The following is a 25,122-nucleotide window of genomic DNA, read 5'->3' on the forward strand; positions in this document are numbered from 1 at the left end:
TACCGGAATATATGGCTCCCATTCTCCGGAATGGTGGCTCTCAAAGTCCGGACAGGTGGCTCTGAGAGTCCCGGAATAATCATGTAAGAAACAAGACAACTATTTATAATGGAGGGTTATTACATGAGAAGAAAAAACACATTCTACAAAGCAACTGCATTAGCTATGACATCTGTTCTTACATTAGGAGCTCCCGTAATTGCACATGCCGAAAACACAGAAGGAACTGATCTTTCCGATGAAGGATACCCGGAAATTAATCCCGAAATCGCAACTCTGGAAAACCAGGAACTTGAAATATGGCTTCCTGCCGATCAGGGACAGGATCCTAATTTTCAGACTGTAAAAGAAAAATTCGAGGAAAGTTATCCAAACATTACTATCAATTATAATACTTCCATTCCATGGGAAGAAATGCCATCCAAAGTAAAACTTGCAGTAAATAGCGGTGCTGCTCCAGATCTTGCATTGCATCATTCCTTCGTTGCAGGTGCACAGGGATTTGCAGAGCCACTTGATGATCTCTGGGAAAAATGGGGTGCGGAAGATGAATTCATGGAAAGTTCTCTTCAGGACTGTACCTGGAACAATGTAAAATATGGTGTTCCGTTCAATATTACTTCTGTTTGTCTCTTATATAACGAAGATATGTATAAAGAAGCCGGCATTACAGAAGCTCCGACAACACTGGAAGAGCTCCGTGAAGTGTCCAAAAAACTTACCGATTCTTCAAAAGGTCAGTATGGTTTTACATGCTACGCAAATCCATGGGGATTATTCGGAGTTGTTGCTGCAGAAGGCTACAATTTAATTGATGAAAATAACAATCCTACAGTAAATGATAAAGGTGTTGTAGACACTTTGCAGACTTATATCGACATCGCAACCGTTGACAGTTCTTCTATCATTCCTCCGGCACAGGAATCACAGGCTGAAACTGCAACTGCTATGTATGGCTCCGGACGTGCCGCACAGATTCTTACAGGTGCGTGGGACATTGCCGCTTTGAAAAATCAATATCCAGATGTTTTTGCTAAAACCAAAGTCGCTCCAATGCCAGGAAGCAACCATAGTGGTGTAGCCGGTGGTGGAAGTCTCTTTATCCCTCTCGGAGCCCAGCATAAAGAAGCTGCTTTTGAACTTATGAAATGGTTAACTTCTGACGCATTTATTATTCCTTTCAGTCACAGTTTTGGACAGTTTCCATGTAAAGAATCCCAGCTGTCTTCTTTCTCAGACGAAATGCTTGATCCGTTCCTTGAAGCCCTTCCAAACGCAAAACCATACGTATTCGAAGCATTCCCTGAATCCGCAGATGCTTTTGAACAGGCTATCCGTGCCGGTTTTGATGGCGGCGACTTCGCAGCTATGATGGACAGCGCACAGCAGATCGCTGAGGGCGAGTTTCAGGAAGTTTTAAATTAGTTTTTAATGCAGCAGGGTCTCATACCACCCTGCTGCTATAGGAGATATGACCATGAAAAAAACATCTTCAAAAAAGCCACTTTCCAGAAGTGTTCTCCGCGGATACTGTACATCTTATTTATTTATTCTTCCTGCAATGATTTATTTTGCTATTTTTTCATTTGCCCCCATTATTTATATGGTGTATCTCAGTTTTACAGAATATAAATTTCCGGGAACTCCACATTTTAACGGACTGGCAAACTTTATCAAAGCATCCAAAGATACTCTTTACTGGCAAAGTGTATGGAATACTCTTGTATTTACATTTTTTGCGACTATATTCACTGTAGTTTTTGCACTTATAATCGCTGTATTTATGAACAGAAAATTCAAGGGAAAACGTGTTTTCCGCGTTATCTATTACCTTCCGGCTGTTGTGTCTGAAGTTGTAAACGCAATTCTGTTCCTCTGGCTGTTCAACGCCCAGTTCGGAGTTATCAATACCACCTTGATGAAAATTGGTATAAAAAATCCGATAGCATGGCTCCAGACTTCTCCATATGCAATGATCGTAATCATTCTGGTGGCTGTATGGCGTGGCGGATGTTGGAATGCACCTATTTTCTTGTCTGCACTCGAAGGAATCTCCAAATCTATTTATGAGTCAGCAGAAATCGATGGTGCCAACGGATGGGTAAAATTCTGGAAAATCAGCCTTCCTTCTTTAAATGATACCATGGTGTACGTTGTAATCATGACTATCATCGCAGGCTTTCAGGTTATCGCATACTGCGATGTCCTCACAAACGGTGCTCCATTTAACACAACCCTTGTATCCATCAAATATATCTGGAAACAGGCATTTGAATTCAACAACATGGGATATGCATCTACCCTGTCTCTGATCTTATTCCCGGCACTAATGGTTGTTACTTATTTCCAGGTAAGAGGGTCCGATAAGCGAGGTGATAACTGATGAAAAATAAACGAACTCCTTTAAACTCCTTCATCATCGCTGTTATTGCGATTCTTCTGACGATTCTGATCGCCGGACCATTTGTTTTTATGATACTGACAACCTTCAAACAGATTGGAGAAGTCATGCGCTTTCCGCCTAAACTGCTCCCTGATTCCTTTTATCTGCAAAATTATGTAAAAGCTCTGCATTCCTATATTCCAAGAGCTTTCCTGAACAGTCTTTTTGTAAGTGCAATGTCTGTTATCGTTACCTTACTGTTATCTCTGCCGGCAGCGTACGCCTTTTCCAGACTTAACTTTCCGGGACGTAACTTTTTCTTTATGCTTACACTTTCAACCATGATGATTCCTCAGGGACTTCTGGTTGTACCAATGTTTAACATTATGAAAAATATGCCACTGGTCTCTTCTGAATACGGCTGGATCGATACTTTTCCAGGATTGATTTTCCCATTTTTGTCCATCGGCTTTATTACATTTTATGTACGTCAATATTTCCTTGGCATTCCCAGAAGTCTGGATGAAGCAGCTCGTATCGATGGAGCCAATAAACTGCAGGTATTTTTTATGGTCATACTTCCATTGGCAAAACCAGCTTTATCTCTGGCTGTTATTTTCTCTTTTATGAATAAATGGAACGACTACTTATGGCCTATGGCAATCATACGATCGGAAAACCATTATACCATTCAGATTGCAATCAAAATGTTCCAGGGACAGTTCAATACAGACTGGCCTATGATGCTCACCGGTGCAACCGTATCCGTTATTCCAATCCTTATCCTTTACGTTGCTTTTCAAAAAGGCTTTGAGCAGGGTCTGTCCGGCGCCAGTGCAGGTATGAAAGAATAACATATACATATTAATTATTTTAAATCAAAAAAAGAGGTGCTCCTATGAAAAAAATAAAAGCAGGCGTTATTGGCGGCGGAAATATTGCAGAATTTCATCTTAACGATATGGTAAAAAACGAAAACATTATTCCTTATGCATTATGCGATGTAAATCAGGAAAGCCTGGATAAAACAGGTGACCGTTACAATATTCCGAAAGAAAATCGTTATACAGACTATAAAGAACTTCTCGCACGTTCGGATATTGATATGGTTTCCATATGCACGCCTAATGTAACTCACTTTTCCATTGCAATGGATACTGTAAAAAGCGGAAAAGCCTATGTATTGGAAAAACCAGTAGCAATGACATTAGCCGAAGCAAAAGAGCTTTATCTGGCAACAAAAAACACCGGTCTTACAAACGCCGTCGGTTTTTCCTACCGTTATCTCCCGGCGGTTCAGAAAGCCAAAGAAATTATTTCTTCCGGCGCTCTTGGCAAAATCCATCATGTCTACGCACAGTATATTGAAGGAAAAGATGATAATGAAAATATTCCTCTGCTGTGGCGTTATCAGAAAGAACTGGCCGGAAGCGGCAGCCTTGGCGATCTGGGTTCACATATGCTGGATATGATGCGTTACCTTGTAGGCGATTTCAATGAAGTCATCGGAACTTCCGGAATCATCATACCAAAACGACAGAAACTTGACGGAAGCGGACTTGGCGATGTCACAACCGAAGATTATTTCCATGCCATGGCTACTATGGAAAATGATATCAGTGCTACCATGTGCTTTACCAAATTTGCATGGGGAAGAAAAAATTCACAGCGTCTGGAAATCTACGGAAGCCGTGGTGGTCTGATCTACACTCTGGAAAATGGTCTCAGAGGTTCTGATCATCTCAAAGTCTGCCTTGGAAACGAACTTGCTTTAACCGGTGATTGGGTTGATATGAATCTCAAAGGTTTTGATGGTGTTTATAATACCAAGAGTCAGATGGATTGTTTTGCAGAAAAAATGCTTGGAATTAAAAATACAATACCGGCAGATATTGAAGATGGTTACTATGTTCAGGGAATCATTGAAGCTATGATGAATTCCACTCAAAGCCGCACCTGGCATAAAGTCAGTGATTATATTATCAAATAATTTTCTCTCAAACGGAGGTCTGCTATGAAACTTGGATTATATACAGAATGTTTTGGAAATCGTTCTTTTGAAGAAATGCTCTCTTTATCCCAATCTATGGGAATCAAATATCTGGAGATCGGAACCGGAAACTGGTCTAAACCAGCTCATATGGATCTGAACCTTCTTTTATCCAGTTCAGATGCCCGGGATGAATATCTGGGAAAAATAAATGAAAAAGGACTTTATCTGGAAGCTTTAAACTGTTCCGGAAATCAGCTGGAACCATCTGATACTGGTCGTGAGCACGAAGCTGTTGTATACAAAACTTTTCAGCTTGCTGAGCTTTTAGGCGTAAAAAAAATAGTCATGATGAGCGGTCTTCCCGGCGGCGGCCCCGATTCTCCTTACCCTGTATGGGTAACAAATACCTGGCCACACAATTTTACAGACATGCTTAACTATCAGTGGGATTCCATAGCTATCCCGTGGTGGAAAGAAGCTGCCAAAAAAGCCTCTTCTCATGGAATAGAACAAATTGCTATTGAAAACCATCCTAACAATCTTGTTTACAATGTAAGCACAATCCGCCGTCTCCATGAAGAAGCTGGAGAAATCATCGGTCTTAATCTTGATCCCAGCCATTCTTTTTATATGGGCGGTGATCCAATAATCATGGCAAAAAAACTTGCGACAGACGGCCTTATATATCATGTACACGGAAAAGATACCAGAATCGAAAAAGATATCGCTGACACAGAAATGCTGTTTGAAACCTGCGATCATATGGCTCCTCAGAATATCCGCCCCTGGAATTATGTAGCCGTAGGTTATGGACACGACCAGCTCTGGTGGAAAACCTTTATTGCAGCGCTGAAAATGAATGGCTATGATGGTGTTGTAAGTATTGAAGTTGGTGACACCTTGATGGATGATATCACTGCAATATCAAAATCCGCCGAATTCCTGAAAAAGGTTCTGATTTAAAAAAGTTATTCACAGATCCTCCTTCACCTGCTTTACTTATCCACACCTTAAAATGACTTTTCAACACCTTACAGTGCCCGTTTTGTCCGGGCACTGTTCTTTTTTTGCAGACGTTTCCATACATCAGATTCTTCTGATTGTGAATAGCTTAGTCTTATGAAAATTCATCTATTATTTTCTGACTTCTTAACTATATTCTTTTAAATTATGTCTTTTGCGCAAAACATTTAATGATATTTAGAATTTAAAAATGTCAATGGTTTTACAGTTTTTTTTTATTCGTTTTGCAAATTTATCATTTTACACAAAACATATGTTTAAATTTATTTATGTAAATCAGCTCATCCACATGGTTATCCTTGTGGATAATGTGGATAAATTTGTGCATAACTTGATTATTGGCGGATTTTCGGATTTTTGTCATGTGGAAAACTTTTTGCAAAGTTTTTCACTTATCCACCATAGTTCGACAGGTTTTGTGCATATTGCCAGAACGACCTTTTCAGGGCTGATATTGCCCGTATCCGCACGCACCTGTCTAACGTTGCCAATCCTCTCCGATGTTTATATCAAGCCTTTCTTTTTGCAGCTTTTTATGATGTTTCTCCTGCGTGCAGTCTTGACATCATTTCTGTTTTTTTGTTAAGGTGAATACACTAAAACAACGTGTGGATTTTTCAGTTCCGGATTTTTTCCGAAGCTGGGTATCCGGGGCGCAGCTCTGGCTACTGGCATCGGCGTTCCAGCGATCCTGAACCTGGCGCTGCCATCGTTCCTGTCATGGTTTATCACAACACGTTGAAAAAAGCCTGAGAATGCAAATGTCCGGCCCACCGACCTGTTTGCAGCCACCTGCAGTTTTACGTCCCGAAAACACAAAAAGCTTCGATCCACTCTCTGAGCACATCGCTCATCGATGAGAGTTGAATCAAAGCTTTCTTTTTTAACCAAATCAGGAAAATCCCATGAGTGATCGCTGATATCCGCCTGGCTCAAACGGATATCCATGATCTGCGTTCATTTAATTCGCAGAAATTTCCTCTGTATCTCTTACAGCAGTCCCTTCTCACGGATCAGCTTTAAAGCGCCTTCATCGGCCACTACCGTCACATCCGGGTGAAGCTGCAGGATAGATGCCGGCACGTTGGGCGTGATCGGTCCGTAGAGAGATTTGTAAAGAGCCTCTGCCTTTGCCTCTCCGGTAGCGACCAGAAGGATTTTCTTTGCAGTCATGATGTTTTTGATACCCATGGTATATGCCTGCTTCGGCACATCATCCATAGTCTCAAAGAATCTTGCATTTGCCTTGATGGTGCTCTCCGTAAGGTCTACGCAGTGAGTCTCCTTCTCAAATGCTGCACCCGGCTCGTTGAAGCCGATGTGGCCATTTCCGCCGATTCCAAGCAGCTGCATATCGATACCACCCACGCTGCGGATGATCTCATTGTAATCCGCACAGGCTTTCTCACTGTCCTCTTCCAGTCCGTTTGGCACATAGGTTCTTGCCTTATCGATATTTACATGGTCAAACAGATTTGTGTTCATAAAATAACGATAACTCTGATCGTTGTCTCCGGAAAGTCCTTTGTATTCATCAAGATTTACGGATGTGATCTGCGAAAAGTCCAGATCTCCTTTTTTGTACCACTCAATCAGCTGCTTGTACATTCCCACCGGTGTGGAGCCTGTAGCAAGTCCAAGAACAGCATTTGGCTTCATGATGATCTGTGCAGACATGATGTTTGCCGCTTTTCTGCTTACGTCATAGTAATCTTTCCCTGTATAAATGATCATAATCTTTTCCCTTCTCCTTATGGTAAAAAAGAACAACCGGATAACTGAGATTCTCATATCTCCTGCTTTTCCTGTTGTTCTTTTTTATTATTGATTCGTTTTTTTACTCAGCCATCTCTACTTCGAGAACATAGTCTACCGGGTCAGGAAGTACCGGGTCAGGTCCCAGATCAACGAATGCGATATCCGGGTAATCGCTGTGCATCCATGCGTTGGAGATCGGCACCTCATGTCCGTCATCCAGCGCACGCACCTTCACGATCTTATCCTTATCAAATCCCAGAAGCGGAAGTGGTCCCAGTGTATTCTCATAAATATGCACATAGTATTTGTTTCCGTTTCTGGTGATACGTCCGTAATCCGGCTTCGGAATGTTTTCAGCCGGTACACAGCCGTAGATACTGTCATGATTCTTATCCATCCAGCGGCCGATCTCAGCCAGGATCGCAGATGATTCCTTCGGGAATTTACCTTTGGCATCCGGTCCTACGTTCAGGATCATATTTCCGCCCTTGGAAACACACTCTACCAGCTTCTTGATCAGCATGGAAGCCGGTTTGTAATAATGATCGTTTGCACAGTATCCCCAGTTGTTGTTCATGGTGAAGCATGCTTCCCAGACCATCGGGTTGCCTTCCTTATCGCAGATTCCTTCCGGCGGGATGATCTGCTCAGGGCTTACGAAATCGCCATGGTACGGTGTCGGATCACACTCATACAGGGATCCTCTTCCCTCTCCGCTGGCTTCCAGACGGTTATCGATGATAACCTGCGGCTGTAAGCTGCGCACCATGTTGATCAGCTTGGTTGCGCCCCATTTTTCCCCTCTCATATCGTCGTAGGAGAAATCAAACCAGATGATATCGATCTGTCCGTAGTTTGTACAGATCTCTTCTACCTGATTATACAGATATTCTGTATAACGTGAGAAATCACGGTTCTCATTTCCGCACTCTTTGTGGTTTCTCATCGGATGGATACGATCTCCGTAATGCGGATAATCCGGATGATGCCAGTCAAGCAGTGTGAAATAGATTCCAACCTTAAGGCCTTCCTCACGAAGTGCCTCTACATACTCCTTGATCAGGTCTCTTCCTGCCGGTGTGTTTGTCACCTTGTAATCTGTGTATTTACTGTCAAATAAGCAGAAGCCGTCGTGATGCTTCGCTGTCAGGACTACATATTTCATACCTGCAGCCTTGGCCTCTTTTGCCCACTGCTTCGGGTTGTAGTCTCTTGCATCAAACTCTTTCATAAATGGAAGATATTCTTCCTCAGGTATTTCCTCTACGCTTCGCACCCACTCGCCTCTTGCAGGGATAGAATATAATCCCCAGTGGATAAACATTCCAAAACGGGCATCCTGGTACCACTCCATACGTTTTTCATATTCTTTTCTGTCAAACTGATACATGATTTTTTCCTCCTGTTTAGATTAAAAGCATCAGCCTTTGATAGCTCCGGAAAGCATACCTTTTTCAATCTGTTTATGGAACACGATGTAAATGATAAGCATCGGAATTACGGACATTACTACATATGCAAACTGACTTCCGATCTCCTGTGTATGTGCAGAAGAGAAGTTCAGCATCGCACGTGAAACTGTGAAATATTTGGTATCTGTCATCAGGATCATGGAGAATACAAGTTCACTGTATCCATAGATGAATACGAAGATCGCCTCTGTTGCGATGATCGGCTTGCAGACAGGGAAAAGGATCTTCCACAGCAGCTGCCAGTTGTTACATCCATCAATGATCGCCGCCTCATCCAGGTTCCTGGAGATTCCATCCATGAATCCTGTATAAAGGAATATCGCCTGGGACATACCAAACGCAACATAGATCAGGATCAGGAAGAACAGGTTGTTCTTTGCATTTAATGCTGTTGCAATGTTGTTGATCGGGATCAGTGTACAGTGAACCGGAACCATTACTCCAATCATGAAGAATACATATACCCATTTCAGGAATTTGTAATCTTTTCTTGATAAGATGTATGCTGCCATCATTCCGACTACAGTATTAAATACAGTTGTCAGAGTTGCTACAACCAGGGAGTTCTTGATGGTATTCAATGCATCCGCTGTTTTGTTTGCGCTGATATAGTTCTGGAACATAATCTTCTTAGGGAAGCTTAACAGGTTCAGGTAAATCTCTGAGTTTGTTTTGAAGGAAGCCATTACGGTCACTACTACCGGAAACAGTGTAACAACTGTCCACAGGATCGCAATAACGTACAGCGCTATCTTTCCTCCATGCATTTTCTGTTTATTAGCTGTTTTTTCCATATCGTCTCTTCTCCTTCCGCCTACATTGCAAGATCTTTATCTTCACGGAACAAATGATTGGTTATAAGACTCAGTACAACACCCAGCACTAACAGAATAACGCCGTATGCACTGCTTCGTCCGAACAGCTTATAGGAGAATCCCTGTGTATAAAGCATGATTGAAGGTGTGGAGCTGATATCGTTCGGGCCTCCTCTTGTCATTGCCCAGATGATATCGAATACTTTCAGACATCCTGTAATACACAAAATAGAGAATACCTTGAAGGAGTTTTTCATCAGAGGAAGGATGATATAGCGGATCCTCTGCCATCCTGTAGCACCATCCAGCGCTGCAGCCTCATTTAACTCATCAGGGATCGCCACCAGACCAGCTGCAAAGATCAGCATGTTATATCCGGCATACATCCATTCGTTTACCAGAACAACGATCCAGACGTTTACAGTCTTTATCGTCAGCACATCAGGGATCGTACCATGAAGGCCGAAAATATTTTCAATGGTATTAAAGATACCAAAGTTCGGATTTAACATAAATGTCCACATCAGGGCTACTGCTGTTGTTCCTAACATATTCGGAAGGAAGTAGCAGGTTCTGAAGAATCCGGTTCCCTTGATCTTTGCAGTTACCAGCATTGCGAGACCAAATGAAAGCGGCATCAGGATAACGAAACCACCGATCATAAAGTACACACTGTTGAGCATTGCATTCCAGAACAGCTTATCTGAAAAAATCTTCTGATAGTTCTCAAGTCCTACCCATTGCTTTGCCGCACCAAACATACCGTTCCATTTACGGAATGATAAGCCTACGGTATCAAAAACAGGGTAGATGACAAAAATAACAGTTATTAAAATTGCCGGAAGAAGGAACGCTAAAGAAAGCGTAAGATCTTTTTTATCCAGCTTCTGTTTTACCTTTGGTACAGATTTACCTGCCATATGTATACCTCCGTAATAAACAAGGGGAAGCAGATGATGCTTCCCCCTGTTTCTCTTATCCACACATCATGCGTTCAGTCAAAATTCTCTTTATTCGTAAGCAGACATTTTGTCAACGATATCGTCTCCAACTTCCTGTGCACTTGCGCCTGTCGCTAATGCCTGAAGAGAATTACGGATTGTATCCATAGCTGCTGTGTTGCTGTCATATGTAGGAATCTCAAGTTTAGACTCTGTATTCTCAGCCATGATCGCATTTACATCGTCAAGCAGATAGTTACCTGTATCGATCGTAACCTTCTCAGCATATGTTGTCGGGCTGGATTTGCACATTTCGTTGATGGAATCTACACTTGTAAGGTATTTGATGAATTTAACAGTTGCTGCGATTTCCTCATCGCTCTTGTTTAATGTAGTGATGTAGTATGTATCAGAACCGCCGCCCATCTCTACAGTCTTGTTTGCTTCGTCGATATAAGGAATTCTTGTAACACCGATCTTCTGAGCATCGAAGAGAGTTGTATCGGAGTCATTCTGGAAGTTACCGCAGTTCCATGTTCCGTCAACTGTGAATGCAGCTTTTCCTGCCTCGAACATATTTCTCTCTGTGTTGAAGTCTGTGCTGAGGATTCCATCTCCCCAGTATCCTGCATCGATCATATCTTTCATCTTCTGATAGATTGCAACCATCTTCTCGCCGTTGTAAGCCTCTTTGTCGCTTGCAAGATCATCTGCGATGCTTGTTCCGTAAGCTTTCAGAGCAAGAGCACTCATCAGATGCTCGAAGTGATAGTTATCTTTGTCAGAGTAGTTGAATGGCTGGATTCCTGCATCTTTTAATTTTGCGCAGGCATCAACAAGATCATCCCAGGACTCCGGAACATCTACGCCAACCTGATCAAGGTAATCTTTGTTGTAGTAGAGACAGAGCTGATAAGCGGACCACGGAATACCATAGGTTCCTTCAATGCCGTCAAACTGTGTTGTCTCCCATGCAAAATCCTGAACTCCCTCTTTCCATTCCGGATACTGTTCAAAGTATGGTGTCAGATCCAGTATATATCCTGCATCTACATACTCTCTTGTACGGCTTCCGCCATACTGAAGGAATGCGTTCGGTACATTACCGGAAGCGAAATCTGTTGTAAGCTTCTCTTCGTAATCAGACTCTGTAGAAATACTCTCATCTGTTACATGGATCTTTCCTTCGTTCTCTTTATTGAACTCTTCAAGTGCTTTGTAATACCATTTAGCCTGTCCGTCTGTATCAGATCCGTTGTTAAATCTGAATGCTACACGAAGCTCAACGTTTTCAAAATCCATATTGTCTACATCGTAGTTTGTGTCACCCTTTGCAAATACGGCGCTTCCTGTTACGCCTACTGTTGACATTGCTGTTACACCGGCGAGACACAGTGTTGCAACTTTTTTCATTCGTTTCTTCATGAATAAATCCTCCCTTAATATGATTTTTTATTATATAGTTTTCCCATTGATGTTCATAAATTGATCAATCGATGATCGCCTCAAAGATCGGCTCTTCTTCCTCAAGCTCCAGGCATACACAGTAGTTCTTTGCCCCCTGAAGCTTCTCCGGAAGCTCTACCTCTATCATCGAGTTTCCTTCGCAGCACTTTAATGCGCGGCACGGAAGCTTTTCTCCTGTGCTTACCACATATGCACCCTTTAACTGATTACCGATGTTCAGCAGTTCAACTCGATATCTCGGTGCAAGGACGTGTACGTAAAGCTTATGTGGTCTCTTTGTAAATTCAATGCTCGGGATCTCATACGGATAGATACCAACATTCTTGGTTCCGTAAATTGCTTCCGCATTCTCAGTCACGTATTTACCAACCTCATTCATAACCTCGACACAAGCTTCCGGAACAGTTCCGTCTGCCATTGGTCCTACGTTCAGCAGGTAATTTCCGCCTCTGCCGACGATCTTGAGAAGAAGGTTCAGGATATCATCCGGATTCTTCCAGTTTGTATCGTATTTATTATAACCCCATGTATCATTTACAGTTGCCGGTACTTCCCAGTCACCGTCGTATGGAAGACGTGGAATAAAGTTATCACCGGTGGTCATGTAATCGCCCTTCTGGTGTCCGATACGTCCGCTGATGATGCAGTCAGGCTTAATACCCTTAACCCAGTCTCTTAATTCCTGAGCTTCGTCTGCGGTCATTCCCATCGGAGTATCAAACCAGATCAGGGAAATATTATCGTAATTCTCAAGAAGCTCTTTTAACTGCGGTTTGCATTTCTCATCGAAGTATGTACGGAATTCCGGCTTCCATTCGTTCTTGTCTTCGTAATCCTTCTTATAGGCATTGTCATCATCCCAGTCCTGAGCCTGTGAATAATAGATACCCATTGTCATGTCATATTTCTTACAAGCATCGGAAAGCTCTCTTAAGATATCTCTTCCTGCAGCCTTCACTACATTAAAATCACTGACCTTGGAATCGTACATTGCGAATCCCTCGTGATGCTTGGAAGTAAGAACGATATATTTAACACCCCACTGCTCTTTCGCTCTTTTCACAAACATGTCCGCGTCAAATTTGTCCGGATGGAACTCATCTTTCAGCTTTCTGTAATCTTCCTTGTCAATGTTGAGATTGTTCTCGATCCACTCTGCGATACGGTCTGTCTTGGTGACCTCGCCGGTCTTCGGATCTTTCCATTCTCCTGCAAGGATGGAATAAAGTCCCCAATGGATGAATAATCCGTATTTGGCATCTTTATACCACTGCTGCTTTGTGTCTGCCATAACCTTCTCCTTGTTTCGTATAGCTGATTTTCTTGTTGCATAAAACGTTTCGTTTTTTGTTAAGACTATCTTACCGCATCCGAAGCAGCTTTTCAAGTAAAATCATAGGGCAAAAATCATTTTTCCTATTTTTTTACAATTATTTCGTCTTGTTTTTGTGTACTTTTTCGTATCAGGTTTTGTTAAACGTTTCATTTTTATCAATTTTCTGTACAATACGCTCGTTTTTTCTGATACTTTATGTGTAAAAAATGCCATGTGTATTGAGGCATTTTCTTTTTCATGATATAATATGAAAATACTCTATTATCTGTAAATGTATCAGAACCGGAGGTTTTACATGAACGTTACGATCAATGATATCGCCCGTGCGACAGGCCTGTCCACCGCAACGATCTCCAAATATATAAACCACAAAAAAATACGGGAAGAAAATCGTATCCTTATAGAAAAGGCAATTCAGGAGCTTGGATATACCCCAAACCGGAATGCCCAGCTTCTCCGTGCCAAAAACACACATACCATCGGTATCCTGATCTCAGATCTTGGTAATTATTTCTGGGGCGAGCTTGTCAACTCCATTATCAAGCATTTCACGGATCATGGCTATACAGTTATTGTCTGTTCTTTCTTTTTTGAACATCAGAAGGAGATCGATACGATACAGGATATTATCTCCCAGCACTTTGACGGAGTCATCATGCTCCCATCCTGCTGGCATGATGACCTGTACCAGCTCTTACAGAATGCCGGCATACCGGTTGTAATGCTCGATCAGATTCCTGCTTCCATGAGACATTTTCCTGTAGACTGTGTTATTTCTGATAATTACAGAGGCGGTGCACTGCTGGCAGAGCACCTTTTGGAAAAAGGCCACACAAAGGTCTGGATCATGGAACAGTATCTGGACTCCTACACCATCGAGCAGCGGATCCAGGGCTTTGTGGATGTATATCAGAAAAATGGCATTGACCTTCTGAAACAGCAGGATTCTTTTCCCCCTGTTTCTTTTGGTTCCACTGCAGAAACGATCACCCAGAGCAACCTGCATTTCCAGAAGCTTATTGATTCTTCCGATCCCCCTACTGCTGTTTTTTTTGACTGCTATCTCTCCGCAATGGGCGGTTTAAGCGCTGCCAGCCAGGCACGAATTTCCGTTCCTCAGGATATTTCCTTTGTGTGCTTTGATGATGATCCGCTTTTCAAGACCATGAGCGCGACTATGACCTGCGTCTCACAGGATCTGACAAGCATGGGGAAACATGCTGTGGAATTACTTTTAAAAAGGATCCATGGAGACTATACGGATTTTCCCAAAATAGACATGCTGGATGTTGTATTCCACCCGCGGTGCTCCGTAAAAGACCTGTCCGAACACAACAGTACAGCATCCGGAAAGGATTGATTTATGAGTGCAACCATCAAGGACATTGCCAGAGAAACCGGTCTGGCATTGGCCACCATTTCAAAATATATCAACGGCGGAACTGTACGGCCGCAAAACAAAAAGCAGATCGACGAAGCGATCCGGAAACTGAATTACGTTCCACGAAACACGGCCCGGGGACTTCGTTCCTCCAAGACTTACCGTATCGGTCTGGTATCCGGTCCTCCCAATACTCCGCATAATGCTTTTCTTCTGAGCAAAATAGAAAACACCATGCGCGCTCACGGTTATTCTCTCACATTTATGAGCGGCGACAAATATAAGGATCATGTCAATAAATTCGTCCCTCACATGCTCCGCTCCGGGATCGACGGCCTTATCATTACCTCTTTCAGTCTGAACCAGGACATCTGTTCTGCTGTGGAACACGCCAAAATCCCTGTTGTGGAGCTGGAAGAACACAGCCATTTCCACCGTACAGACTGTGTACAGACCAGCTGTACCTCCGGAGCCTACGAGATCGTGGAGCATCTGATAAAAATGGGGCATCAGAAGATCGCCCTTGTCACCGGTTCCCCTGCATCCTATACTGCATGTGAACGAAAAAAAGGCTATCTCCGGGCACTGGAAGACTACGATATTCCTGTTAACCCCGATTATATCATCGCTGAAAATTACACAAACGACTTTGGATATCAGGCAATGCAGAAATTATGGAATCTTCCGGAACGTCCGACTGCCGTATTTTCTGCGAACTATACACTATGCCTCGGTATTTATGAAGCGATCTACAGCCTTGGCATCCGGATCCCGGAAGACCTGTCTGTTGTCTCCTTTGATGATTTTGAACTGTCCATGCTGCTTTCTCCTCAGCTGACCGCTGTCCGTCAGCCGCTGACCGGTCTGGCAGAGCAGGCCTGTGATCTGCTGCTTCGCAGAATGAACGGAGACTACAGTGATTTTCCAAGGACGATACGCCTGAAGCCAGAATGTATCTACCGGGATTCCGTGCGTGATCTCTTTTCTGACGCTAAGTAATGCAAAGCAACTTTTATTACGGCAATTTCGGGAAGCACAACAGGCATTTTCATTCCGATCTACCCGCATATTCTGAGCATCTGAACCACTGCAATAATTTCACAGCTTTTACAAAAGGCACAGACCGTCACCGACACAGTCGATGATACGGTCTGTGTTCCTTCTGTATATATCCGTTATATCTGTCACAGCAGTCTCAGCAGCATATCTCCGGTTCCCACATTGTATCCGCTGGTTGCATAGATCCCATTCAGGCTTCCGTTTGTCACAATGATCAGCGGAAGCTTATCCGGATCTACGTACATTCTTCTTCCCAGTGTATTGATGAGCTCTGAAAAATCATCATATAAGATCTGAATATTTCCAAGCTTGCCCAGTGTTCTTGAAAGGGTAGGGGTCTCCAGCGCTTTTTTGCTTTTTACTACAAAAATGATCCTCTTCGCATATCGGGAAAAAGCTTCTTCCTGCTCCATCATCTCATTTAAGATATGCTCCGTCGGTTCTTTCTCCTCTTCCAGAAACGCCAGGATATGCTTCCCATCTGCCGTCAGTTCTGACGCCTTCACGGTGCTTCCATCTTCTTTTCTGAGAGTAAATTCCGGTATGGAGATATTCTCCAGCATGTCTTCCAGGTTTGCATTCCGAAATGCCAGCTCCACCCTCTTCATTTCTCCGATCTGAACCTCAAAATAATACTCCGCTGCAAATATATTTCCATTTGGCAATCTGTTTGAGGTAAGGATCCTGTAATTTCCCGCTTCCAGCGGCAGCTTCATCACCTGATCTCTGAAATTTTCGGCTTCCAGCTTCCGTGTGATATATTTTCCGGCTTCCAGTTTTGCGATGCTCCAGTTCTGGAAATATTTCCACTGTGTATCCGCACTTGCCTTCAGAAGGATCGATGCCTTTTTCTCCGTTTCCGCAGATACCGGGATGAATTTTCCGTTTTTCATATACTCCATGGAACGGTCATGAGGGTTCAGGCGTGCCGGAATTCCCAGCGTTCTCGCCATTGCCACAAAAAGGATCTTCTTTGACAGAAGACTTCCTGTTCCCGTTTTCAGACATCCGGACGGCGTGGTGATCACACTGCTGCGTTCTTTCTCCGGGCTGGAAACGATCTTATCCTCAATCCACTTCCAGATCTTCGCCGGTTCCTTTTGCAGCATATTTTTTTCTTCTTCCGACAGTTGCTCAAGAATCGTTTTTCTGTATTTCTGCAAAACTTCATCGTCAACTCTCGGGTTCAGTACATATGGTACAAAAATATCTGCATCCATGTTTTTTTCATACGGTAATGCAGATTTCAGGTGCTCCTCCAGAACCTGGCTGATACAGTCTGTTCTGTCTTTCTCTGTGAGGACTTCAAGGAGTTTTTTTCTCATTGAAGAATCTCCAGTTTCTTTTTCCAGGAATTTCCGACACTCCAGATTGCTCAGGTTTCTTACCTTCTGTTCCCTGTAAGCGTTTGCCTCTGCCAGACGTCTGCTGCCTCTTTCCTTCTGCTCCGATGTTGGCATATCTTTATTTACAGGTGCATCATGAGGTGCGATCATATCGATCTCCGTCCACTCCTCATAAAAAATACCCTTTTCCTTTCCTACGGGCATCAGACAGATCTCACAACAATCCTCTGTTTTTGTATCCATGCTGTTTTCTGCATGCAGCCATTCTCCATCTGCATACATCCTTGCAGAAATATGGATACTTCCAAGCCCTGTTGTCAGGCTGACTTTTCCCAGACTGTCGGTTTTCAGTTCTGCGATCGGGGCATATTCCGAATAATTCAGCACCTCAAAAGAAACTTCTGCACCTTCTGCCGGTTTTCCATGTGAATCCTTTACGGACACAGTGATCTCTTTTGTCAGTGCATATCGTTTCAGCTCGTTGAGCATAGTCACCATACCATCTTTGCCGATCACTTCTCCCTCCGGGATCATGGTATCAAAAACTCTTGAATGGACCATCATGGCCCTTGAGGAAGCGTTGGTAAACCATCCCTTATTCAGGATCTCCTCCGGCTCACAGGCTCCCAGAAAATACCAGCTTCCATCGCACCAGATTTCCACCCACGCATGATTGTCATCACAATGAGACCACTTTGGTGCATATACCTGACGGGCAGGTACACCAACACTTCTCAGTGCATTAACGGTAAATACAGATTCCTCTCCGCATCTTCCGTTTCCTCTGCGGTATACGGCAAGTGCAGACAGGGTACGATCATCTGTACAATGATAGGTAGCCTCCTGTGCACACCAGTAGTTCACCTCCAGGGCAGCTTCCCGGAAGCTCATTCCCTCAGTTCTCTCTCCGATCTCCCTGCGGAAAAATGTACGGCAGGGTGCGATCTCCTCCTCATTTACTCTATGAAACAGCACATAATTCAAAAAGATTTCCTCCGGCAGCTCTGCCACCCCGGAGTTTTCCTTCCATAAATATACGCCATTCTCCGCATAATCCAGGAATACTTCAAACGCGTAATTTCCGATATCACTGTACGGCATGAACGCATATAAATATTTGCACGCCAGAGCCACTTCGTCTGTGCATTCCGCAAGCTTTTTATCAATCTCCGCAAAAACCTGCGGTAACCCCATCATCTGCTCCCGATATTTTTTTTCGATCCGATCACGGTTTTCTTTCAGAAAAATCTTCCCCTCAGCCATTATAATTCCTCCAGAACTTTCTTTGCAGCACGAACATTTTCAATATCTGTACGCCATATCTCATATTCACTGAATGTCGGAAGTCCCATATTGACACCTTCCTTGCGAAATTGCATCGCACTGTCCGTTACAACCTTGCCGCTCATATGATAAGCCTTGATCCCGGTAAGAGGATAAAGCTGGCGGATCACTTCCGCACCGACGCCACTCCCCGCCTGGATGGTGATACGTCCCTGACTCCTGGTTTCCAGTTCCTTCAAAAGCTCCGCACCCTGAAGGCAGGTATTCTTCTGTCCGGAGGTAAGGATTGTATCGATTCCCAGAGAGATTGCCTGTTCCATAGCCTCGATCGGATCTGCGCACACATCAAAAGCCCTGTGCAGCGTAACAGACATATCTCCCGCCGCATCCATCAGCTCTTTCATCTGTTCCATATTCAAGGTGCCATCCGGTTTCAGGATACCTACCACGACACCCTCCGCTCCCATTTTGCGGAAATCCTTTACTGCATTCCTTATCATAGAAAATTCCGCATCTGTATAACAGAAATCTCCAAACCGCGGACGGATCAGCGCATGGATCCGGATATCTGAACGCTTCCTTATTTCCTCAAAAAGCCATGGGCCGGGAGTTGTTCCCCCGATGATCAGATTACTGCAAAGCTCCAGTCTGTCCGCACCACCCTCGGCTGCTGCCATGGCGGATTCCACAGAATCCACACAGGTTTCCAGAATATAGTCTTTCATGTAAAAATCCCCCTTTGTTACTGTCTGCTCAGAGTAATTTCACTCCGGTATTCCTCAGTATGTTCACAATGGTATCATCCGGAAATTCATCGGTAATGATCCCACTGATATCATCAAAATGTGTATATTTATAAGATTCGTTAAAATAAAACTTCTCTCTCTCCATAACCACATATTTATGTCTGCTGCTCTGCACTGCCGCCTTCTTGGTCAGCCCATCCTCCACTCCGGATGTAGTAACTGCAAAATCTGTCATATCCACGCCACAGCTTCCCAAAAATGCCCGGTCAAAGCTGTACTGCTTGATCACCTCAATGGCCGCAGCTCCCATAAATCCGTTCACCGAACGGTACATAGTTCCCCCTGTGCCTATGGCCGTGATGGACGGATTCGCAGCAAGGATCTGCAGGATATCGATCATATTGCTGACAACCACAACATGCATACCCGACGAAGCGATAAGCCTTGCCAGCTCTATATTTGTAGTGGAAACATCCAGAAAGATCGTTTCGTTATTTTTGATCAGCTTGAAGGCTTTCGCAGCGATCACTTTCTTCTTATCAAGATTGTACATACGCCTGTCTACTACGTTTCTCTCCAGAGGATACTCCTGTGACAAGATCGCTCCGCCGTAAGTCCTCTTTAATCTGCCTGCATTTTCAAGGATCTTGAGATCCTTGCGGATACAGTCCTCCGTAACCTGAAACATCTCGCTTAATTCTTTGACCCTGACTTTTCCTTTTTCGCGGAGACATTTCTCTATTGCATTCTGTCGTTCTTCTGTAAACATGTTCCTATCTCCTCTTCCCTGATTTTTCTATAAATAATCATCTATAAAAGTTCCAGAAATCAATGCTCCGCAAAACAATATCCGGCGCATTGATCTCTGGAAAGTCTGTAATTTCAGTATAACAGTTCGGTATCTTACTGTCAATTATTTAGTATTATTTTTTATTGTTTTATCGTATTTTGACCAAATCAAGTAAGTTCCATGATTCAATTGCGAACATCCACTTGCCCCTGTTCCGGAAATCCCTTACAAAGCTGCAAATATCCCCCTGACTCAAAGCCACATGTTCTCTTGCGAAATTATAAAGGTCAATAAACATTGAAAATATTGAATAACTTATGGGGACTTGCCTGTACTCTTCCGAAACAGACAAGTCCCCACAGTTCCATAACAAATATCCAGTTATGAGCAGATAAAATCAGATTTTTACTATCTGCACATATATTCATCCAGCTCTCTGATAAATTTCCCCGGCATCTTTCTCTCAAATGGGAAAACCTCCGCATTCCCCAGTTCATCTGCAATACATCCCAGAAGGATCGCACTTCTCTCCAGCGACCAGGCAGACAGCAGATCAATGGTATCGTAACGGGTATGCATGCCAAAACCATCCCGGTTCAGAGTCATGGCCGGAATTCCCTTCCATGCAAAAGAATTGGAATCACTTCCCCAGATCTGATTCTTCACAGACGCTCCGATCCCTGCTCCGTCAGCGATCTCAAGAAGCTTATCACAAACAGAAGCCTCTCCCGTCACTCCCAGAACATTTCCTCCGATCAGCTGCCCGGCCAGATCTACATTCATATTAAAACGATGCGGTCCAAGCTCACTCTCATGAACTCTGATATAATCCCGGCTGCCCAGCAAGCCCTTCTCCTCAGCACCAAACCACACAAACTCCATAGTCCTGCGCGGTCTGTACTGCTGAAAATATCTGCAAAGCTCCATGATGATCGCCGCTCCGGCCATATTATCATAGGCCCCCGGTCCCTCCGGTACCGAATCATAATGCGCCGTAAGCGTTAAAATCTCATCTTTCTTATCCGTACCTTCAATCCTCGCCACTACATTTCGGGATGTACAGGCCGTCACTTCCTGTTCTACAGCCAGACAAACCACAGCTGCACCCTCCGTCACCAGCTCCACCGCATCTTTATAATGAAGATTCGCACCCGGGATCCTACCACTATATTTTTCCTGCATCTCGTGAATATCCTCTGAAGACTCCGACAATCCTTCTATCTCTCCTTCTGCATTTCCCGGAAAGATCATCGGCAGGCTACGCTGACAGGGAACCCTGTCCACTCCTTCATCCAGCGGAGAACCCTCCACACTGACAAAACCAACAGCCCCGGCGCTCACCAGTCTCTGATACACATCACCACTCACCCGGCCATTCACCATAACGATCTTACCCTTCGCCCGGGAAAGACTGACAGCATCTCCATTCTCCACATACAAAAAATCCGCTTTCAGACCTTCTGCCCCAGTATTTCCACATCTTCCATACCCGGTCACCACATACTCCTTCTGATAAGGCTCCACAACCTTAAGCACCGCCCTGTTGATCCGAAAACCCCAAAAAGAAAACTCCTCCATCCAATTCTTCACTCCGAAGCTGTCCAAAGTATCCCTGATCATCTTCGCCGCCTTCACTTCCCCAGCAGTACCCGCTTCTCTGACAAAATCAAACCCGGCCAGAAACTCCATCTGCCGCTTACCACTGATTTCCTTCGTATTCATAACCCCACAACCTTTCTGAATTTTATCTAAGTCCCCACCCACTGCTTATTGCTTTTCGCAACCCCGCAGGGAACTTCCTTGGTTCGGTTAAATTATACACTATTTTTCTTCAAAAAAACTGCCCGCAGCTATTTTTCAGCCAACCCAACCAAAAAATCTCCGCAGACAGTTTATATTTCATATCAGTAAATCATTTATATCTATATCCTAAGCCACAAACGAACCAACCGCAGCCGGAGCCCGGTAATCATAGTCGGAAACCTTAATCCCTGTAGCTGCTGTACTGGCGTGAACGATCTTGCCATCACCAATATAAAGAGCCACATGATCAATACCACCATCACCATAAAAAACCAGATCACCAGCCTCAATATCCGCAACACTCTTCTTCTCAGAAGCCGCACACTGAGCCGCAGCAACACGAGGAAGCTCATACCCAAACTCCGCAAACACTGACATCACAAACCCCGAACAATCCGCCCCGTTAGTCAGACTCGTACCACCATAAACATAAGGATTCCCCACAAACTGCAGCGCAAAATCCACAATCCCCTGTCGCATCTCCAGACGCGCCTCCTCAGCAGCCTTCCGCTCCTCTTCCGCCTTACGCGCAGCCTCAGCAGCCGCTTCAGCCTCAAGCCTCTCCTGTGCGATCACCTCAGCCTCAGCCTTCGCCTCCTGATACCCCTGAACCTCAGAAACCGTCTTATCCGCCAGAGCACTGGCAAAAGCAGAAATAGAATCCGCTCCATCCGAAAAACCATCCTCAATGGAAAGCACCTCCACATCTCCATCAGACACAGCACTAACATCATCCACATCCGCAAAAACAACAGAAGGAACCACACCCACAAGAACAGCACTCAGAACAACAGCAGCAAATTTCTTATAAAACATAAACAATAAAACTCCTCTCAGAAAACCACGCAGCAACACAATCCATCCATTCAGACAGAGATTCACAATCCACTTCGCCACGCTCCTCGCTCACTAATTTGTTACAATTTTATTAATTTTGTTACGTAAGTGTGTATCCTACCATAAAAATCCCCACCTGTCAAACCCTTTCACAAAACCTTCACACACCAATCAGCCATCCAGCACAGCGACGATGGCACATCCCTCACCTTCAGGCCACAGGAAACTCAGCCTTTCCTCCCAGCCATCCAGCGCAGCGCTGATGGCTCATCCAACTCCCGGGAATCCACTCAATCCTCCAGCCCTCATCAATCCCCACTTCCGCCAGTCTCCCCACACCCCCATCACTACCTCCCGCCCGGAACCGAACAGCCGGGGAGACGGGTGCCGGTTGGCTACGACTCTGCAGGAGGGGAGCTGATTCTTGGCTGGCGGAAATCTGCGTTGTTTTTAAAAAGTCCGCTGTCTGAGCGGCAGCAAGCCGCGAGTTCGGACTTTTTAAAAACGGTTTTAGCAGAATTCCGGCAGCCTAGAAGCCAGCCCCCGACGAAGCCCGGAGCCAACCGGCACCCGTCTCCCCGGCGTCCGTCATCCGCCATCCGCCCTCCACCCTCCACCACAAAAAAAGAGCGCCCCGCAGCCCATCCAGACCACAAAGAACGCTCTCCTAATTCCATCAGCTTACAATCATACACAATCACCTACGATCAGCATACAATAATCCCATACGATTGCATCAAATATAACTCATAAACCCCTTCCCAACAACCTCACTACTCTTAGTAACCATCAAAAACGCCTGCGGATCCACCTCATCAATAAACCTCTGCAGCAACACCGCCTGCCTCACATCAACAACCGTCAGAATAATCTTCTTATCCTTATGCGAATAAACCCCCTCCCCATGATAAACCGTAGCACTCCGCTCCAAACCATTCATAATAAACTCACAGATTTCATCCGGCTTACTGGAAATGATCGTAAAATACTTATTCAGCTTCATCCTCTCAATAGACTTATCGATCATCAACGTCTTAGCCATAAGCCCCAGCACAGAACAAAGCCCCGTAGTAAGATCAAACACCATAAACGAAACAACAACGATCACACAATCCACCACAAACAACGCACCCGAAATATTCATCGTAGAATACTTCTTAATGATCATCGCCACAATATCCGTGCCACCACCCGAAGCATTCTCAAAAAACAGCAGCGCCGCAGCCAACGCCGGCAAAATGATCGCAAAACAAAGCTCCAGCATAATATTCCCCGTCAGCGCCCTGTCCATAGGAAAAGCCTTCTCAAACACATTCAGAAGCAAAGAAGAAACAACCGTAACATAAGCCGTCTTCACTCCAAAATCTCTGCCAAGAATAACAAACCCGATCACCAGCAAAATAAGATTGATCACCAGGTTGATCTGCGCAGACGTCATCGGAATAAAATGCGAAAACACAACCGCCATACCCGAAACACCACCAAAGGAAAAATTATTCGGAAACTTAAACACATAAATCCCCACATCCATCAGAACAACAGCAAATGTGATAATGATATACTCCATCACACGCTTCGGTATCAGATTTTTCATTAAAAAATATCCTCCTGATCTCCTCAAAAAATTTTCACTGGGAACTACCGGTCAAAGCCGGCAATCCCCTCATCCTCTTCGTTTATCATACCTTATATCACAGAAAATGAAAATAAAAAAAGACAGAGAAAAATACATTTCCCTGTCTCTTATGTCAGCGATCACGATCGCCCACAGCTTACAGCCCGAAAAACCTCTCCAGAAATTCCGCCACACCATCATGATCATTATCTCCGGTCACCTCATTGGCGGCATCCTTTACATACTGTTTGGAGTTGCCCATAGCAACACCAATGCCCGCACCCTCCAGCATTTCCAGATCATTCTCATTATCTCCGAAAGCGATCACATGCATCCGGTCAATACCAAGCTTTGTGCGGAGCATGGCAAGACCCACACCCTTGTCCACACCTGCAGCATTAAACTCCGCATTGCCGCTGATGGAAGTGGTCACTGCCACATCATCCAGATCCTTCCATTTCTCACGAAGTGCCCTGCTGGTCTCCATATCATCAAAATAAATATTGATCTTCTCTGCCTGATCCAGAATATCTTTCTGATGATAAAAATCCTTAACATATACATGTCTGCTGAGGAAATAATCTACAAAAGTTTTTTCCAGCAGATCTTTATCCGCTACAGATGCCACATAATCTCTGGCATCCGCATCAGAATAGGCGATTCCGTTTGCATAAGCCTCTGCGATCCAGCCTTTTGCGCCGCTGTTTTCCACATCCTTCAGAATTTTGCTTACCATTCCTTTGGGCATGGTTTTTCGCCAGATCATCTCATTTTTATCGTAGTCCCAGACAACACAGCCGTTTTCCACGATTCCCCATTTCACACCCCGGAGCACAGAAAACTCCTGGGGGATCAGCTCTCTGGTCCTTCCGGTTGCCGGTACCACATAATGTCCGTCATCGATCAGCCGCTGCAGAACATTTCTGTTCCTCTCGGAAATCTTATTCTCACTGTTCAGAAGAGTTCCGTCCATATCCACTGCAATGATATATTTTTCCATAATTTCCTCCTGTTTGTCTTTTCCTCACAGGCAAAAAGCGCATCTGCACTGCACCCGGATATCCTTTGGCAGT

Annotated in this window: 20 protein-coding genes; 7 read left to right on the forward strand and 13 right to left on the reverse strand. The window is 44.3% G+C overall.

The window, feature by feature from the left end:
* The first annotated feature begins 123 nt into the window (after positions 1 to 123).
* From G5B12_RS08975 to G5B12_RS08995, 5 genes are read left to right on the forward strand one after another with little or no spacing between them, the layout of a single operon-like run.
* A complete protein-coding gene (locus G5B12_RS08975) occupies positions 124 to 1,425 on the forward strand; it encodes an ABC transporter substrate-binding protein (RefSeq protein ID WP_161206340.1) in 1,302 nt (433 codons plus the stop codon).
* A gap of 52 nt (positions 1,426 to 1,477) precedes the next feature.
* Positions 1,478 to 2,383 (forward strand): carbohydrate ABC transporter permease, encoded by a 906-nt coding sequence (locus G5B12_RS08980; protein ID WP_161206339.1) that lies wholly within the window; start codon positions 1,478 to 1,480, stop codon positions 2,381 to 2,383.
* Positions 2,383 to 3,237: a carbohydrate ABC transporter permease gene (locus G5B12_RS08985; protein WP_118062562.1), complete on the forward strand. Its 855-nt coding sequence runs from the start codon at positions 2,383 to 2,385 to the stop codon at positions 3,235 to 3,237. The genes G5B12_RS08980 and G5B12_RS08985 overlap by 1 nt, the downstream gene beginning before the upstream one ends.
* Positions 3,238 to 3,281: 44 nt before the next feature.
* Positions 3,282 to 4,373, forward strand: coding sequence for a Gfo/Idh/MocA family protein (locus G5B12_RS08990; protein ID WP_118062561.1), 1,092 nt, complete (start codon positions 3,282 to 3,284; stop codon positions 4,371 to 4,373).
* 24 nt (positions 4,374 to 4,397) lie between these two features.
* Positions 4,398 to 5,339, forward strand: a complete 942-nt coding sequence (locus G5B12_RS08995) for a sugar phosphate isomerase/epimerase family protein (RefSeq protein WP_129974703.1) — start codon at positions 4,398 to 4,400, stop codon at positions 5,337 to 5,339.
* Positions 5,340 to 6,389: 1,050 nt separating this feature from the next.
* Here G5B12_RS08995 and nagB read toward each other — a convergent pair.
* The 6 genes from nagB to G5B12_RS09025 form a co-directional block, all read right to left on the reverse strand.
* The gene (gene nagB / locus G5B12_RS09000; RefSeq protein WP_174088075.1) at positions 6,390 to 7,133 is read right to left on the reverse strand and encodes a glucosamine-6-phosphate deaminase; all 744 of its coding nucleotides are present in this window, start codon (positions 7,131 to 7,133) and stop codon (positions 6,390 to 6,392) included.
* A 103-nt stretch (positions 7,134 to 7,236) separates the two neighbouring features.
* On the reverse strand, positions 7,237 to 8,547 hold the full coding sequence (locus G5B12_RS09005; RefSeq protein ID WP_021653144.1) for an alpha-L-fucosidase: 1,311 nt from the start codon (positions 8,545 to 8,547) through the stop codon (positions 7,237 to 7,239).
* 30 nt (positions 8,548 to 8,577) lie between these two features.
* Positions 8,578 to 9,423, reverse strand: a complete 846-nt coding sequence (locus G5B12_RS09010) for a carbohydrate ABC transporter permease (protein ID WP_243004449.1) — start codon at positions 9,421 to 9,423, stop codon at positions 8,578 to 8,580.
* 20 nt (positions 9,424 to 9,443) lie between these two features.
* Positions 9,444 to 10,364, reverse strand: a complete 921-nt coding sequence (locus tag G5B12_RS09015; RefSeq protein ID WP_118607932.1) for a carbohydrate ABC transporter permease — start codon at positions 10,362 to 10,364, stop codon at positions 9,444 to 9,446.
* Between the two features lie 90 nt (positions 10,365 to 10,454).
* Positions 10,455 to 11,810, reverse strand: coding sequence for an ABC transporter substrate-binding protein (locus G5B12_RS09020; protein ID WP_059086268.1), 1,356 nt, complete (start codon positions 11,808 to 11,810; stop codon positions 10,455 to 10,457).
* Between the two features lie 64 nt (positions 11,811 to 11,874).
* Positions 11,875 to 13,239 (reverse strand): alpha-L-fucosidase, encoded by a 1,365-nt coding sequence (locus G5B12_RS09025; RefSeq protein WP_255493919.1) that lies wholly within the window; start codon positions 13,237 to 13,239, stop codon positions 11,875 to 11,877.
* Positions 13,240 to 13,483: 244 nt separating this feature from the next.
* Between G5B12_RS09025 and G5B12_RS09030 the strand changes: the two genes are divergently transcribed.
* Positions 13,484 to 14,548, forward strand: coding sequence for a LacI family DNA-binding transcriptional regulator (locus G5B12_RS09030; protein WP_174088076.1), 1,065 nt, complete (start codon positions 13,484 to 13,486; stop codon positions 14,546 to 14,548).
* A 3-nt stretch (positions 14,549 to 14,551) separates the two neighbouring features.
* Positions 14,552 to 15,568, forward strand: a complete 1,017-nt coding sequence (locus tag G5B12_RS09035; RefSeq protein WP_015525383.1) for a LacI family DNA-binding transcriptional regulator — start codon at positions 14,552 to 14,554, stop codon at positions 15,566 to 15,568.
* A gap of 185 nt (positions 15,569 to 15,753) precedes the next feature.
* Here the strand turns inward: G5B12_RS09035 and G5B12_RS09040 are convergent, their stop codons facing one another.
* The 7 genes from G5B12_RS09040 to G5B12_RS09070 form a co-directional block, all read right to left on the reverse strand.
* Positions 15,754 to 18,237: a transglutaminase domain-containing protein gene (locus G5B12_RS09040; RefSeq protein WP_174088077.1), complete on the reverse strand. Its 2,484-nt coding sequence runs from the start codon at positions 18,235 to 18,237 to the stop codon at positions 15,754 to 15,756.
* Positions 18,237 to 18,983, reverse strand: a complete 747-nt coding sequence (locus G5B12_RS09045) for a copper homeostasis protein CutC (protein ID WP_015525380.1) — start codon at positions 18,981 to 18,983, stop codon at positions 18,237 to 18,239. Before G5B12_RS09045 ends, G5B12_RS09040 begins: the two co-directional genes overlap by 1 nt.
* 28 nt (positions 18,984 to 19,011) lie before the next feature.
* Positions 19,012 to 19,773 (reverse strand): DeoR/GlpR family DNA-binding transcription regulator, encoded by a 762-nt coding sequence (locus G5B12_RS09050; RefSeq protein WP_015525379.1) that lies wholly within the window; start codon positions 19,771 to 19,773, stop codon positions 19,012 to 19,014.
* A 429-nt stretch (positions 19,774 to 20,202) separates the two neighbouring features.
* Positions 20,203 to 21,516: a M28 family metallopeptidase gene (locus tag G5B12_RS09055; RefSeq protein ID WP_021977198.1), complete on the reverse strand. Its 1,314-nt coding sequence runs from the start codon at positions 21,514 to 21,516 to the stop codon at positions 20,203 to 20,205.
* A 207-nt stretch (positions 21,517 to 21,723) separates the two neighbouring features.
* A complete protein-coding gene (locus tag G5B12_RS09060) occupies positions 21,724 to 22,413 on the reverse strand; it encodes a C40 family peptidase (protein ID WP_021977197.1) in 690 nt (229 codons plus the stop codon).
* Positions 22,414 to 23,170: 757 nt separating this feature from the next.
* Positions 23,171 to 24,028 (reverse strand): YitT family protein, encoded by an 858-nt coding sequence (locus G5B12_RS09065; RefSeq protein WP_021651178.1) that lies wholly within the window; start codon positions 24,026 to 24,028, stop codon positions 23,171 to 23,173.
* A gap of 178 nt (positions 24,029 to 24,206) precedes the next feature.
* Complete coding sequence (locus tag G5B12_RS09070; RefSeq protein WP_119247957.1) at positions 24,207 to 25,049, reverse strand: Cof-type HAD-IIB family hydrolase; 843 nt, start codon at positions 25,047 to 25,049, stop codon at positions 24,207 to 24,209.
* Positions 25,050 to 25,122: the final 73 nt, after the last annotated feature.

It is taken from the genome of Blautia sp. MSK.20.85, from assembly GCF_013317245.1.
In the GTDB taxonomy this organism is placed as follows: domain Bacteria; phylum Bacillota; class Clostridia; order Lachnospirales; family Lachnospiraceae; genus Blautia_A.

Excerpts from the sequence above, each read along its gene's own strand:
- G5B12_RS08975 (WP_161206340.1), top strand. The coding sequence starts at position 124 with ATGAGAAGAAAAAACACATTCTACAAAGCAACTGCATTAGCTATGACA.
- G5B12_RS08980 (WP_161206339.1), top strand. The coding sequence starts at position 1,478 with ATGAAAAAAACATCTTCAAAAAAGCCACTTTCCAGAAGTGTTCTCCGC.
- G5B12_RS08985 (WP_118062562.1), top strand. The coding sequence starts at position 2,383 with ATGAAAAATAAACGAACTCCTTTAAACTCCTTCATCATCGCTGTTATT.
- G5B12_RS08990 (WP_118062561.1), top strand. The coding sequence starts at position 3,282 with ATGAAAAAAATAAAAGCAGGCGTTATTGGCGGCGGAAATATTGCAGAA.
- G5B12_RS08995 (WP_129974703.1), top strand. The coding sequence starts at position 4,398 with ATGAAACTTGGATTATATACAGAATGTTTTGGAAATCGTTCTTTTGAA.
- nagB (WP_174088075.1), bottom strand. The coding sequence starts at position 7,133 with ATGATCATTTATACAGGGAAAGATTACTATGACGTAAGCAGAAAAGCG.
- G5B12_RS09005 (WP_021653144.1), bottom strand. The coding sequence starts at position 8,547 with ATGTATCAGTTTGACAGAAAAGAATATGAAAAACGTATGGAGTGGTAC.
- G5B12_RS09010 (WP_243004449.1), bottom strand. The coding sequence starts at position 9,423 with ATGGAAAAAACAGCTAATAAACAGAAAATGCATGGAGGAAAGATAGCG.
- G5B12_RS09015 (WP_118607932.1), bottom strand. The coding sequence starts at position 10,364 with ATGGCAGGTAAATCTGTACCAAAGGTAAAACAGAAGCTGGATAAAAAA.
- G5B12_RS09020 (WP_059086268.1), bottom strand. The coding sequence starts at position 11,810 with ATGAAGAAACGAATGAAAAAAGTTGCAACACTGTGTCTCGCCGGTGTA.
- G5B12_RS09030 (WP_174088076.1), top strand. The coding sequence starts at position 13,484 with ATGAACGTTACGATCAATGATATCGCCCGTGCGACAGGCCTGTCCACC.
- G5B12_RS09035 (WP_015525383.1), top strand. The coding sequence starts at position 14,552 with ATGAGTGCAACCATCAAGGACATTGCCAGAGAAACCGGTCTGGCATTG.
- G5B12_RS09040 (WP_174088077.1), bottom strand. The coding sequence starts at position 18,237 with ATGGCTGAGGGGAAGATTTTTCTGAAAGAAAACCGTGATCGGATCGAA.
- G5B12_RS09045 (WP_015525380.1), bottom strand. The coding sequence starts at position 18,983 with ATGAAAGACTATATTCTGGAAACCTGTGTGGATTCTGTGGAATCCGCC.
- G5B12_RS09050 (WP_015525379.1), bottom strand. The coding sequence starts at position 19,773 with ATGTTTACAGAAGAACGACAGAATGCAATAGAGAAATGTCTCCGCGAA.
- G5B12_RS09055 (WP_021977198.1), bottom strand. The coding sequence starts at position 21,516 with ATGAATACGAAGGAAATCAGTGGTAAGCGGCAGATGGAGTTTCTGGCC.
- G5B12_RS09060 (WP_021977197.1), bottom strand. The coding sequence starts at position 22,413 with ATGTTTTATAAGAAATTTGCTGCTGTTGTTCTGAGTGCTGTTCTTGTG.
- G5B12_RS09065 (WP_021651178.1), bottom strand. The coding sequence starts at position 24,028 with ATGAAAAATCTGATACCGAAGCGTGTGATGGAGTATATCATTATCACA.
- G5B12_RS09070 (WP_119247957.1), bottom strand. The coding sequence starts at position 25,049 with ATGGAAAAATATATCATTGCAGTGGATATGGACGGAACTCTTCTGAAC.